This is a genomic window from Paenibacillus donghaensis, assembly GCF_002192415.1.
Lineage (GTDB): Bacteria > Bacillota > Bacilli > Paenibacillales > Paenibacillaceae > Paenibacillus_AQ > Paenibacillus_AQ donghaensis.
In genome coordinates this window covers 2,085,069-2,097,507 of the sequence record NZ_CP021780.1, presented here as the reverse complement: position 1 = coordinate 2,097,507, position 12,439 = coordinate 2,085,069, and the positions used below count along the sequence as shown (strand labels likewise).

The following is a 12,439-nucleotide window of genomic DNA, read 5'->3' as shown; positions in this document are numbered from 1 at the left end:
GTAGTTGTACTTGTATTTCAAAAAGAGTGTCTCCAGGCCAATATGGCCCGGAGACACTCTTTTTGTTACTTATACGCCGGATTCGGCCACCCATACCGTCATTTCGCCGCTGCCGCGGTTCCCCCACAGATAATAAGGCACGGCCCGTACAGTGACAGGCTTACGCGGCGCCCGCTCCCGACCATACAACCCGCCGGTCCAGCTCCCGGCCTCTGTGCGCCAGCCCTCTGCTGCAACGGCCACCGCACCTCCCGGCAGCGCCTCGTCGAAGACTTCCTTGAAGCCACCTTGCCGGCTAAGCATAATCGAGCTGAGCGGCTCGGCGTTGTCTGCACCTTCCAGGCAATAGACCAGCGGTCCGCGCTGAATCGCCGTTCTGTGTGCATCTGCACGCAGGTTCGGGTGGGCATACACCCGGTGCGCCTCCATGGGGATCATCACCTCGATGATATCCCCCTCGCTCCACACTCTGCGGATAACCCGGTAGCCGTTCTCCATGTTCTCAGCGGCAGCAAGCGATGCACCGTTTACGCGGATCTCCATGCCGGTGCTCCAGGAAGGCAGGCGAAGCGCCACTCCAAACTCCGCCGCCTCAGCCGGATGCACGGTAAGCTTGACTGCGCCTTCCCAAGGGAAGCTGCTGGTCTGCTCTATGCGCACCGCTGTTCCGCCCAGCTCTGTCTCCAGTTCACTGCCAATGTATAAGTTGGCATAGAGCACATCGCTATGGACCGTGTAGATATATTGATTCAGCGAGGTCAGCAGCCGCGCCACATTCGGCGGACAGCAGGCGCAGCCGAACCAGCCCTGGCGCTCTGCCTTCACATGATGTTTGCCCGGGTTGCAGCTGCATGCCTGCGGCCAGACCTCCAGCGGATTGACATAGAAATAATGTTTGCCGTCCTGGGCCATCGAACCCAGCACGTTGTTGTACAGTGCCCGCTCCATCACATCGGCATACCTGGCCTGCGGCGCCAGCATCAGCATCCGCCGGGCGAAGAAAATGAGTCCGATCGAAGCGCAGGTCTCGGCATATACCGTATCATTAGGCAGATCATAATCGAACGTAAAGGCCTCGCCGGCATGCGTGGAGCCGATTCCGCCGGTAAGATACATCTGCTTATCCGCCAGATTATCCCACAATCTGACACAGGCCTGGTGCAGCGCTTCATCCCCTGTCAGCGCAGCCAGCTCGGCCATCGCCGTGTACATGTATACCGCCCGCACCGCATGACCGACCGCTTCGGTCTGCTCTCTTACCGGAAGATGGGACTGGTTGTATTTCAGATCCAGCTGCTCCATGCGGCTGCCGCCCCAGAAGCTGAGCTGCCCGCGCTGCTCCCATTCCTGCTGCAGGAAATGTGGCTGCTGTCCCCGCTGGTCAATGAAGAATTGACTCAGCTCCAAATAACGCGCTTCTCCCGTATAGCGGTATAACTTCAGCAGGGCCAGCTCAATCTCCTGATGCCCGTCATACCCCTTAAGACGTCCTTCACCAGGACCGAATACGCTCTCAATATGCTCTACCATCCTGCACATGATCTGCAGCAGCTTCTCCTTGCCGGTAGCTTCGGCATAAGCCACTGCCGCTTCGATGAAATGCCCGGCACAATAGAGCTCATGGCAATCGTTAAGATTGGTCCATCGCTTGCCCGGCTCCTTGATCGTAAAATAAGTATTCAGATAGCCGTCCGGCTGCTGGGCCTCGGCAATCAGCTCAATGATCCCATCCGCCTTCCGTTCCAGTTCCGCGTCCCGCCGGATGCTCAGCGAATATCCGGCCGCCTCCAGCCATTTCGCCACATCGCTGTCCTGGAACACGAATCCATGAAATTCCCCTGTCTTCCTGCCTGCGGCAATTTCGAAATTGGCGATCGCATGGCTCAGCTCGGCCCCCTCCACCCGGTCATGCAGCGTCTCATATTGATAAGGAATAACCACATCCTGCGCCAGCCGGATGTAACGTTCCCAGAACTCGTCCCTAACAGCTGCCGTCAGCAGCGGCTGTGTGTGATAGTCTTGCACAGTTTTGCCCATTCTCATCTTCCCCTTCAACTTGTTTTCTCTGGCTAATTGCAATTATAGACGGTACAATGGATTAAAAATATAAGCATAAGCAACTCTGTTTTTGTACAATTTCACACTGCAACCGGATTGGAGTGATCACAGCATGGCTACCGGCAATACTTCCTATATCCATCTCGCGGCCCCGCCGTTCCCCTATTTCCTCGAAGGTGCCCGTACGGTATATCAAGCCGGGGAACAGCATCCAAACCGCAGCCATATGGGCATGTTTGACCTGTTATTGGTTGAGCAGGGCTGTCTCTTTATCGGGGAAGAGGACAAGCAGTGGGAAGTCTCCTCCGGACAGATGCTGCTGCTGCTTCCGGACCGCTATCATTATGCCGTCAAGCCCTGTGAGGAAACCACTTCTTTTGTCTGGATTCATTTTCACACCGCCGGAGAATGGGCCTGCTCGGAAGGGGAAACGGTATATATAGACCGTGAAGCGCATCTGCGGCAATTTCTTACCGCTCCCTACACCATTCGGGTACCCCAATTCGCTCCGCTTCCCGATCCTCTGGAACGCAGCGTATTGGCAGACCAGCTGCTGCAGCTCTCCAGCGGACCGCGATCCAGTACCGTATGGCAGCAGCAGCGCATCTTCGAGGAATTGCTGCGGATGATGGAGCTGGCGCAGCGTGAAGCCTGGGGCAGCCCTGCGCTGGAGATTGCCGGACAGACCGAGACCTACCTGCGCAATCATTACGCAGAGCCGATAACTAACCGTTCCCTGGCAGAGGCGCTGCATTTCCACTACAACTATCTCGGACGGTGCATGAAACAGGTGTACGGGCTGACGCCGCTGGAGTATTTGACGGACTACCGTCTGGAGCAGGCCAAGCTGCTGCTGCTGAAGACGGAGACCCCGATTGCCGCCATTGCGGAACAGACCGGCTTCGAGAGCACGGCTTATTTCTCACGCCGGTTCACCCGAAAGACCGGAATATCCCCCCTCCGTTACCGTAAACGTTATTCCCGTTAAGAAACATTTGGCAATGGCTATCGTAAGATGGAAATAAGGGTAAGTAGTAGTGTGAATCTGCAACTCGAGGCTTTAGTAGTTGCTTTTACTTATATTAAGGGGGAATCGTAATGTTCAAAAAGCTGATCGGAAAGGTACTCCATTCCATTGAGCATTCCAAATCAGGCCCCGGCCGCCACGGCTCCAGCAGTGCCAAAGACAGGCGCAGAATGGCCCGCTCCTCCAGCAGCCGCCGGGGCTATGCAGGCCACTCATCCTCCGATGCGCGCCACAGCGGCGGCCGCCATGGCCACAAGCATTACAAGAACAGATCCGGCAGCTCCAGCTGATCTTGTCCGCTGAGCGCCAACCGACCTGCTAAAGCAGGCCACCGTTCCTGTTATGAGGAACGGTGGCCTGTTTGAGTTTATTCCGGCTACCCACTATCCGTACGATGGCACTTCTCTAGATCTTGGATCAGCTCTTCAGCACACACATAAGGCTTCCCCTCCAGCTTAAGCAGCCGGCACAGGATCAGCTCCAGCGAAGCAGACAGCTTCAATTCCTCCCGCCAGCTGCCTTCCTGCTCCGCAGCCTGCGGCTCATAGGCAGAATACAGCATAAACAGCATCAGATGGGCAGCATCTTCTAAATCCGAGTCAATCTCGGGAGGCATCCGATCTGGCGGCCTGCTGTAATCGCCTATGTTACGCGCCAGACCGAAATCAATCAGGTACACCTCTTCATCACAGATCATCACATTGGGAATCCGCAGATCCAGATGCACATACCCTTTGCTGTGCACATGGGCTATCGGGTCCAGCAGCCGCAGCGCCCACCGCAGCACCTCCGGCTCTGTGAATACCCGGCCCTGCTCAAAAATCTGCTGCTCCAGCGTTTCTCCCTCCACATAATCCGTAACCAGCCATGCAGATTGCTGATACTCGAAATAATCCCGGCAAGCCGGAATATAGGGGTGCTCCAGCTGCCTCAGAACAGCCTGCTCACGGGCCAGCAAGCTGGTGGCAAGCTTCCTGCGGCTGGGCTTCGCTTGCTTCAGCAGCACTGCTGTTCCATGCTGACCGTCAAGGCAGCAATAGGTTAAGCCGTAGCTGCCCATACCAATGACGGATAGCACCTGATACCTTCCGTTGATCCAGGCCCCTTCTTCCAACGGATAATCCCGCCAGGCACGTATAAATGCACGCCAGCCTACCAGCATGGTTCTCCCCCCTTTCTCTGTGCTCCGACAATTCTGCCGTATTCCACATTCTTATATTTTAACAAACTGCTGCTTCTAATGAATCCCTGGCATAAAACATCTCTCCCAGGACAATCTAATCGAACGATTATAACTTATTCATAAAGGAGCTGTGCCGAAAATGGGAATTCTAAACGGCAATTCCAAAGACGAACCGATGCACTACGGTGAAATATTCAGTATATGGCAATTCTCTGCCAAAGCCAAAGGTACCTTGTCCAACCTGCAGGCTTATCTGTATCATGCCGGAGATAAAGGGCTGAAGAGCATTATTGATGACCTGATCGACCAGTCCCACCGTGAGATCAAGACCTGTGACAAGCTGCTGAAGGACAATGGCATTGCACCTTTCCCACTGCTCCCGGACCGCCCTTCGGTCAAGCTGGAGGATATTCCGGCCGGCGCACGCTTCTCCGACCAGGAGATTGCCGCTGCTGTTTCTGCGGGCATTGCAATGAGCCTGGTGGAGTGCAGCCAGATTATGAGCATGTGCATCCGTGAGGATATCGCCGCGCAGTTCCTCAAGATCCACACTCAGATGGCAGCCCTTGGCCACGCCATCCTGAAGCTGAACAAACAAAGAGGCTGGCTGATTCCGCCGCCGCTTCAGCTCAAACGACCAGAGCTTGTTCACGCTTAAGTTTTTCCCATCCTGCGCAAGCAGGATTTTTTGCTGTATAGAAATTTTTGCCATCTGCCAAGCATATTCATAAGCATGTCTTAATATGGAGATGTGAACGATGCGGTCATGGCCTAAACTCGCGATTATTTTGGTATCCAGCCTGCTCATAGCTGCAGGAACTAACTTCTTCCTGGTGCCCTATAAGATTCTGGACGGGGGAATTATCGGAATTGCGCTGATTATCAATTATTTATCCGGCGCCAAAATCGGACTGGCCATCGTGCTGTGCAGCCTGCCTATCTTCCTGCTGGCCTGGCTGAAGGAAAGGGAGATTTTCTATAACAGTGTGGTGGGCTTGTTATCCTCCTCCATTCTGATTGAGCTGCTGGGTCCCCTGCAGTATCATTTCCTCTACTATTTTGAATTCGGCTCCATCTCCAGCGCGATTATGGGCGGTGCACTGATGGGAACCGGGCTCGGGCTGATGCTGCGCTTCAAGGCCAGTACCGGCGGAACCGATCTGCTGGCTCACTATATCCAGCGATATATTCCGCTGAATGTGGGGGTGCTTATTTTCATGACAGACGCCATGATTATCGCTGCGGGAGGACTGCTGATCTCCAAGGAGACCTTCCTGCATTCCATCCTCACCATTGTGTCCGGCGGGGTAGCCACCGGTCTCTGCACGCTTGAAAGTTGATGAACCTGGAAATAAATATGCATATACGGGATCGTATGTTCGTATTATAATGCTATATTATGCACGGCGCCGGATCGGCGTATTTCTGGGGATGGCAAGCACGCCCTGAGGGCGCAGGCACATGCCCCGGCTGGAGAGTGGTTCCATGAAGAAAGACCGAGTCATTATGCTGTCCGACTGCCAGAGCTTCTATGCCTCTGTGGAGAAGGCTTCCCATCCCGATTACAGCAATCAGCCGCTGGTTGTCGCCGGTGATCCAGCCAGACGCAGCGGCATTGTGCTGGCTGCCTGCCCGCTGGCGAAGCAGAAGGGCATCACCACCGCCGAGACGCTGCGGGAAGCGCTGCAGAAATGCCCGGAGCTGATTGTTGTCAGGCCGCGCATGCAGCATTACATTGATGTCTCTGCCCAGATCACCAACATTCTGGGCACCTTCAGCGATCTTGTCGAGCCTTATTCCATTGATGAGCAATTTATTGATATTACAGGCAGCCTCTCTTTATTCGGCAGTCCGGAGCAGATTGCCACGGCGATTCAGGACCAGATCCGCAGGGATACAGGAGTCTATGCGCGTGTCGGCACTGGCTACTCCAAGGTCACAGCCAAGATGGCCTGCGATCTGTGGGCCAAGAAGAACACCACAGGCCAGTTCACCCTCACTCAGGAGCAGTTGCCTTCCCTGCTCTGGCCGCTGCCGATCAGCCAGCTGTTCATGGTCGGACGGCGGATGTCCGCCCATTTCCAGAGCATGGGCCTTGGCACAATCGGCGATCTGGCCCGGCTGCCTCTGGCTGAGCTGAAGTGGCGAATGCGCGAGAAATTCCGCAAGAAATGCGATATTGATGCCGAGCTGTACTGGCGGATCGCCAACGGCATCGACGACAGCCCGGTCAGCCCGTCCACCTATGAGGCCGCTCCCAAAAGCGTCGGCCATCAGATGACGCTGCCCCGTGATTACCACACGCTCCAGGAGATCAAGACTGTGCTGCTTGAGCTGTCCGAGATGGTCAGCCGACGCTGCCGCAGGCTGAAGGTCAACGGAGCCGTCCTGTCGGTCGGCTGCCAGGGTGCAAGCTTCGAGACGCCCACCGGCTTCTCCAGGCAGACCACCTTGAGCGATCCGACCAATGCCACCAGTCTCGTCTATGAAGCCGCCGTACCGCTGTTCCGGCAGCACTGGGACGGCCAGCCTGTGCGCAGAGTCCACCTGAGCCTCTCCGGGCTGTCGGACGAAAGTGAATATCAGCTGACACTGTTTGAATCCCGGCCGCGCTACCGTGAGCTGGAGCGGGCCACCGATGCCCTGAAGAACAAATTCGGCGACACCATCATCGGCCGCGCCTCCTCCTTCACGGATGCGGGATTGATCAAAGACCGCGCCGGCAAGATCGGCGGGCACTACAAGTAGAAACGGCTTCGCCGTCCTCAGCAAAGCGTATGCTTCCGAAGCAGCGATACTACGTATCGCTTTCAGGCATCCGTTTCTGCGAGAAATAGAAGAATAATTTATGGCGTGAAACATATAATTTTTTATATTTCAAATAAACTTAGCAGCAGGTTATAATTCATATTCATGATTTATGCCGATAAGGGTTGATCTTTTGGGTGAATGCGGCGACAATCGGATATATAACATTCCAGGGGAGGATCAAGAGAAGTTGGAAAGCACAGACCCCATCAGCGATACTGCCGATACCGGCAGTACCGGCAATACCTCAACCTATGAAATTATCGATCTGTGCCTGCTGGCCGGCAAGATTATGCTGCAGAGCGGCGCGGAAACTTACCGCGTGGAGGATACAATGACACGTATGGCTGCCGCGCTTGGCTTCCCCGGCGCGCACAGCTACGTCACTCCTACGGTCATTATGTTCACCACCAGCCGGACCGAGCCGGTCAAGCTGTTCCGCATCGCCGAGCGGACGACCGACCTGCAGAAGGTGTCCGAGGTGAATGACATCTCCCGGCGGCTGAGTGAACGCCAGATCACGGCAGCAGCAGCCCGCGAGCGGCTCGGCAAGGTGGATGATGCCGCACATGCCTACCCGGTGTGGCTGCAGATTGCCGCCGCCGCGCTGACGGGCGGCTGCTTCACCATCATGTTCAAGGGCAGCGTGCAGGATGCGCTGCCAGCGCTGCTGGCCTCGGGGCTGGGCTACGCGGCGGTCATCTACCTGCACCGGCTTGTGCAGGTCCGTTTCTTCGCCGAGTTCAGCGCCTCCTTCCTGATCGGCCTGCTGGCGTTCTTCTCGGTCCAGTTCGGCTTCGGCCGGGAGATGGACAAGATCATCATCGGCTCAGTCATGCCGCTCGTTCCCGGCCTGCTGATCACGAATGCCGTCCGGGATCTGATGGCCGGCCATCTCGTATCCGGCATCTCCAAGGGCGCGGACGCCTTTCTGACCGCATTTGCGATCGGCACCGGCATCGGGCTGGTGCTTTCGCTGTTCTAATCGCTCTGAGATCCCTTATGTGAAAGAGGTTGGCTGTTCATGCTTTTGCAACTTGTAACCAGTTTTATCGCGGCCTCCACCTTCTGCATCCTGTTTAATGCGCCGCGGCGTGCACTGCTGCAGTGCGGCTTGGCTGGCATGGTCGGCTGGATCGTCTACCTGCAGCTGGACCGGCAGTGGGGCATGGTCACCGCCACCTTTGCGGCTACGCTGATTGTGGGCATTATCAGCATCTTTTTCGCGCGTTCCTTTAAGCTGCCGGTGATTATCTTCAGTGTGGGCGGAATTATCCCGCTCGTCCCCGGCGGCCTGGCATACGATGCGATGCGCAAATTCGTTGAGAATGACTATATCGAAGCGGTAGAGATTGCCGTCGAGGCCTTGATGCTCTCCGGGGCCATTGCCGCCGGCCTTGTGCTGAGCGAGGTGCTGGGCCAGATGTTCCGCCGCTCCGGCAGCTAGAGCAGCTTGGGAAGCAGCAGTCAGCTCACTATGTTGCGGAGAGCGGTAACGGAGTGGTCATCGAAGGTCTGAATGTCGGCACAAGGCGATTGGAGTTTGTTTGCACACGTACGCCAGATTTAGTTGCAAAAGTGGTTACTACTTAGAGCCCCCTTGTGTTCCTTGTGTTACTCGTCCGAGCCTGTCATACCACACCGCGCGACAAGGAGGCTGAGCATAACCAAAGGAAGGCTGTCACCCGTAACCAGCGATTACCTTTCAGACTATTAACGGACTCAGGAGCCCCTATTCAAACCGAAACCCACTAGGTAAGGCCTGTTTTTCCGATATAGAGGCTATGCGGTCCGTTACATTCCAAACCAGCGCAGAAATGAGGAAATTGGAGCTATACGGTCCGTTACCTGAAGTTCGGGTGGGGAGGGTTTGGATTACGGTAGTGCGAAAAGGCATCTAATTTAAGATTTTGAGCGTAACAGGCCCGATTTACTCGAGGTTATAGAACGTGAACTTAAGAATGTTACACACGAAGCGGCCAGAAAGCCCTATGCATCAGGCTTTCTGACAACTCGACTACTCCATTCTTAAGTTCATCTTATATAGTTGCAGATTTGGTTACTACTTAGGACCCTGGTTTTTCCCATATAGATTTGAGCGTTCTAAGTCCAAACACGTAGGTGGCTATGGGGATAATCTACCGTTAACTCCCCAGCTAGTGTTTGGTTTTCATGTCATATAGGGAAAAGTTACCACTAAATTGGCTTTCGAGGGCATTATGAAGCGGATAGCACGTAATTAGCGGTAGAAACTCCCTATACCCCCATCGAATCCCCATTCTGAGACCAACTAGCGGTACATTTTCCCTATAATTCTTCGTTGGGCCTAAGTAGTAACCAGATTCGCACTTATTCGCCCCGCTGCTTGGCGATTGGGCTAAATTAAGTGCGCTTTCGCATCTATTTACTCTGAACGACGTTCCACACCCAATAAAAGAAACAGCGGCAGCCATGGACGAGAACATAAAGTCCTAGACTGCCGCTGTTTTATTGAACTAACGTTCACAGTTAACGTAATGTTGTGTCCAACAACTTAGGGTTTAATTGCTTTCCATATATATTTGTGTTCTCTTACTCCAAGTTTTCCTCCAATAACATTTCCTCTAATCTTTTCTTTAAATTCTTTTCTATTTTCTGGTAACGTATAATCGGGATTACCGGGTACATCATATCGAACCATTCGATTCCCATACGTCACCTCCAGCAGTGTATTTTACTAATCTTGATGGTATTGGATATCTAAATTAAGACCATAGGTCGGTCCTATAATTGTATATCGCAACCATCAAACATCTGACCATTGTGGATAAGATTAATGGCTTGGGTAATTGCAGTTTGCTGAAATTCAGACAGGCGACTCTCATCTCCATCCCAGCTATTGAGCCACCAGAAGTATGAGCATATATTCCTATAGTCCATAAACATGGGAATCTGCCGAACCCAGTAGGTATCTAAGTCATTATGCTTGAAGTAGCCTGTTAAAAATTCTTTTAAGAATTGTTTTGTAAATTCATTTTTGGATTTTCGATCATCTGCGGGAGATCCCCACCATACGGCATGAGTTGCCGCAATTGCAATATCCAGCGCATACCAGCCATATATACTGTCATCAAATAAACTAATCATCAAGTACAAATCATTTTATTTCCATACTGTTCATTAAATCTCGGACATATACTATGATTAGACAAGACTCCTTTTCAAGGGGTCTTTTTCAATGTTTGAGACCTCCATAAGTTCTCTATTGAATTCGAATAAATCAACTCTTTTACTGGAGAAAAGACAATCATGAAACATGCCGTTCCCTATGATACGGTTCAGCATATCACAAATAAACTCTCCCGCCCGTTAACTTAATGACTTATGGCCAGTCTAAGAGTTTATTTTCTTTTAACGCCTAAATTCTTTCCAGACCTAGCTTCGCCCTCCTCTGAAAGAGAAGGGGCATCCGTTTCTGCGAGAAACAGAAGGATAAATTAGGGGGTGAAACCTATACATAACACAAAAACCAGCGGACCCACACTCCGGGACCTGCTGGTTTCTTGGATTCAAGCGAATTTCGCCCAGCGGGATCGCCGGAAGATATCTGCTAAATAAGATTAAGTTCACGCTTAAGCCTGAAGCGCAGGCTCCAGCCCCTTGTCCTCCACAGCAATACTGTTCATGGCTGTATTCTTGATCCACGAAAGCGCAAGTGTGCCTTCGCCCATATGAACGCCCACCACCGGCACAAAGGTCATGATCTCCGTGCGCACGGAGGGAGACATCTCCTTGATGGCTGACTCCAGGCTCAGTGCTTCTTCCATATTGTTGGCATGCATAATGCATATATCCTTGATCAGCCGGATATCCTTGCCCAGCGTTTCCAGCAATCTTTGCTTCGTCTTTTTGAAGGTGCGGATTTTGTCCTCGACGATAATTTTGCCTGCCTCGAACTTCAGCAGCAGGTGAATCCGCATCAGTTGGCCCAGCACAAGCTGGGAGCCGGAGAGCCGCCCGCTGCGATGCAGCTGGCTGAGGCTGGCAGGGATCAGGTAAAAGGACATCTCTTCAATGATATTCTCGATTCTACTCTTGATCTCCAGCGCAGAGCAGCCTGCCTGCTGCCAGTGAAGGCCACGCAGAATCATCTCACGGATCGGGTAAGCACCCACCTTGGAATCAATGCCAATCACGGTAACTCCAGCGATGTCCGCCGCCTGCATGGAGGTATGGAACGTACCGCTAAGCTCGGAGGAACAATGTACCGCAATAATCTCGTCGTACTCTTCCTTCAGCCGCTCGTATAATTCCACGAACTCGCCGATCGGCGGCTGGGAACTGCCTACCTTGTCATGCTGGCGCATTTTATCATAGAACTGGTCGGCGGTGATTTCGATATTTTCTTTATAACATTCATTATTGACAATTAGCCGCAGAGGAATAATATAGACATGGTTATTTCTAGCAAATTCCGGATCTATTGTACTGGTGCTGTCGGTTACCCAGGCGATGGATTTCATGGTCACTGCTCTCTTTCGTGAGGGATTGGTTTCGATCAGGAATCAGCAGCTTCAGCTATCTGCATATTCGTAAATTATACAGGAAACCAAGTGATCGTATAGCGATTTGGCGCGGTTTTGCTTACTTTTTTTCAACTTAATTCGACATAAATTCACATTATACATGATAAATATACCTGTTAAAGAACAGACTGCGTATGGTATGTGAAGACGCCAAAAAACGGCTGCAGCCCCCTGTTAAGGAAGCCACAACCGTTCATGGATCATGTGCGAAGCTGGATGAAGAGCTATGGATTACCTGCCAGAAACCTGCGTGTTCCCGACAATCTTCTGGTAGCTGGCAATGTCCAGCCAACGGCCGAACTTGCGGCCAATTTGTTTGAAATACGCACTTCGTTCATATCCGTTTCGGGCAAAAAGCTGCTGACTGCGCTCATTCTCGGAGCATATCGTAGCCACCAGCACATGAAATCCCAGCTCGACAGCCCGCTTCTCAATGAACCGTAGCGCCTGCTCGCCGATTCTGCGGCCGGTGCACTCCGGATGGAGATATACGCTGATCTCACCCGAGGTATCATAAGCCTGCTTGTTCTTGTGTCTGGCAATCAGCACGTAGCCCAGCAGTTCCCCCTGCTCCTGGATGGCGTAAGACCGGTACCTCTTGTCCCCACTGAGCACCGACTGGCGCATCTCGGCCAACGTCAGCAATTCGGTGTGGAAGGACACCGTGCTGTTGCGTACATAATAATTGTAAATCTCAAGCACCCCAGGGAGATGCTCCTCACTGATTTCGGTGAAATCCAGCCCGCCCACCTTGCAATCATCCATTGCGAATCCCCCTATACTCCCTGATAAGCCCTT

The 12,439-nt window shown here is 53.0% G+C and carries 12 protein-coding genes; 7 read left to right on the top strand and 5 right to left on the bottom strand.

Annotated elements, in window-relative coordinates; all coding sequences use genetic code 11:
- Positions 1-69 precede the first annotated feature (69 nt).
- Entirely contained in the window at positions 70-2,037 is a 1,968-nt protein-coding gene (locus B9T62_RS08770; protein WP_087914903.1) for a glycoside hydrolase family 127 protein, read from the bottom strand.
- Between the two features lie 133 nt (positions 2,038-2,170).
- Here B9T62_RS08770 and B9T62_RS08765 point away from each other — a divergent pair, with 133 nt between their 5' ends.
- Together B9T62_RS08765 and B9T62_RS08760 are read left to right on the top strand one after the other, a co-directional pair.
- Positions 2,171-3,046 (top strand): helix-turn-helix transcriptional regulator, encoded by an 876-nt coding sequence (locus B9T62_RS08765; RefSeq protein WP_087914902.1) that lies wholly within the window; start codon positions 2,171-2,173, stop codon positions 3,044-3,046.
- Positions 3,047-3,156: 110 nt separating this feature from the next.
- Positions 3,157-3,375, top strand: coding sequence for a hypothetical protein (locus tag B9T62_RS08760; protein WP_087914901.1), 219 nt, complete (start codon positions 3,157-3,159; stop codon positions 3,373-3,375).
- A gap of 86 nt (positions 3,376-3,461) precedes the next feature.
- On the opposite strand, the gene B9T62_RS08755 is transcribed toward B9T62_RS08760, so the two are convergent.
- On the bottom strand, positions 3,462-4,247 hold the full coding sequence (locus B9T62_RS08755) for a serine/threonine protein kinase (RefSeq protein WP_087914900.1): 786 nt from the start codon (positions 4,245-4,247) through the stop codon (positions 3,462-3,464).
- Between the two features lie 160 nt (positions 4,248-4,407).
- Between B9T62_RS08755 and B9T62_RS08750 the strand changes: the two genes are divergently transcribed.
- From B9T62_RS08750 to B9T62_RS08730, 5 genes are all read left to right on the top strand, one after another.
- A complete protein-coding gene (locus tag B9T62_RS08750) occupies positions 4,408-4,926 on the top strand; it encodes a DUF3231 family protein (protein WP_087914899.1) in 519 nt (172 codons plus the stop codon).
- A gap of 100 nt (positions 4,927-5,026) precedes the next feature.
- Positions 5,027-5,608, top strand: a complete 582-nt coding sequence (locus B9T62_RS08745) for a YitT family protein (RefSeq protein WP_087914898.1) — start codon at positions 5,027-5,029, stop codon at positions 5,606-5,608.
- Between the two features lie 145 nt (positions 5,609-5,753).
- On the top strand, positions 5,754-7,016 hold the full coding sequence (locus B9T62_RS08740) for a DNA polymerase IV (protein WP_087914897.1): 1,263 nt from the start codon (positions 5,754-5,756) through the stop codon (positions 7,014-7,016).
- A gap of 352 nt (positions 7,017-7,368) precedes the next feature.
- Entirely contained in the window at positions 7,369-8,061 is a 693-nt protein-coding gene (locus B9T62_RS08735) for a threonine/serine exporter family protein (protein ID WP_245864565.1), read from the top strand.
- 39 nt (positions 8,062-8,100) lie between these two features.
- Positions 8,101-8,523 carry a threonine/serine exporter family protein gene (locus tag B9T62_RS08730; protein ID WP_087914895.1) on the top strand — a complete coding sequence of 141 codons (423 nt, stop codon included), beginning with the start codon at positions 8,101-8,103 and terminating at the stop codon, positions 8,521-8,523.
- Positions 8,524-9,839: 1,316 nt separating this feature from the next.
- On the opposite strand, the gene B9T62_RS08725 is transcribed toward B9T62_RS08730, so the two are convergent.
- From B9T62_RS08725 to B9T62_RS08715, 3 genes are all read right to left on the bottom strand, one after another.
- On the bottom strand, positions 9,840-10,202 hold the full coding sequence (locus tag B9T62_RS08725; protein ID WP_157685523.1) for an aminoglycoside phosphotransferase/kinase family protein: 363 nt from the start codon (positions 10,200-10,202) through the stop codon (positions 9,840-9,842).
- A 485-nt stretch (positions 10,203-10,687) separates the two neighbouring features.
- Positions 10,688-11,578: a DegV family protein gene (locus B9T62_RS08720; protein WP_087914893.1), complete on the bottom strand. Its 891-nt coding sequence runs from the start codon at positions 11,576-11,578 to the stop codon at positions 10,688-10,690.
- Positions 11,579-11,872: 294 nt separating this feature from the next.
- On the bottom strand, positions 11,873-12,406 hold the full coding sequence (locus tag B9T62_RS08715; RefSeq protein ID WP_087914892.1) for a GNAT family N-acetyltransferase: 534 nt from the start codon (positions 12,404-12,406) through the stop codon (positions 11,873-11,875).
- Between the last annotated feature and the right edge of the window lie 33 nt (positions 12,407-12,439).

Coding starts and splice junctions, on each gene's coding strand:
- B9T62_RS08770 (WP_087914903.1), bottom strand. CDS start 2,037: ATGGGCAAAACTGTGCAAGACTATCACACACAGCCGCTGCTGACGGCA.
- B9T62_RS08765 (WP_087914902.1), top strand. CDS start 2,171: ATGGCTACCGGCAATACTTCCTATATCCATCTCGCGGCCCCGCCGTTC.
- B9T62_RS08760 (WP_087914901.1), top strand. CDS start 3,157: ATGTTCAAAAAGCTGATCGGAAAGGTACTCCATTCCATTGAGCATTCC.
- B9T62_RS08755 (WP_087914900.1), bottom strand. CDS start 4,247: ATGCTGGTAGGCTGGCGTGCATTTATACGTGCCTGGCGGGATTATCCG.
- B9T62_RS08750 (WP_087914899.1), top strand. CDS start 4,408: ATGGGAATTCTAAACGGCAATTCCAAAGACGAACCGATGCACTACGGT.
- B9T62_RS08745 (WP_087914898.1), top strand. CDS start 5,027: ATGCGGTCATGGCCTAAACTCGCGATTATTTTGGTATCCAGCCTGCTC.
- B9T62_RS08740 (WP_087914897.1), top strand. CDS start 5,754: ATGAAGAAAGACCGAGTCATTATGCTGTCCGACTGCCAGAGCTTCTAT.
- B9T62_RS08735 (WP_245864565.1), top strand. CDS start 7,369: ATGCTGCAGAGCGGCGCGGAAACTTACCGCGTGGAGGATACAATGACA.
- B9T62_RS08730 (WP_087914895.1), top strand. CDS start 8,101: ATGCTTTTGCAACTTGTAACCAGTTTTATCGCGGCCTCCACCTTCTGC.
- B9T62_RS08725 (WP_157685523.1), bottom strand. CDS start 10,202: ATGATTAGTTTATTTGATGACAGTATATATGGCTGGTATGCGCTGGAT.
- B9T62_RS08720 (WP_087914893.1), bottom strand. CDS start 11,578: ATGAAATCCATCGCCTGGGTAACCGACAGCACCAGTACAATAGATCCG.
- B9T62_RS08715 (WP_087914892.1), bottom strand. CDS start 12,406: ATGGATGATTGCAAGGTGGGCGGGCTGGATTTCACCGAAATCAGTGAG.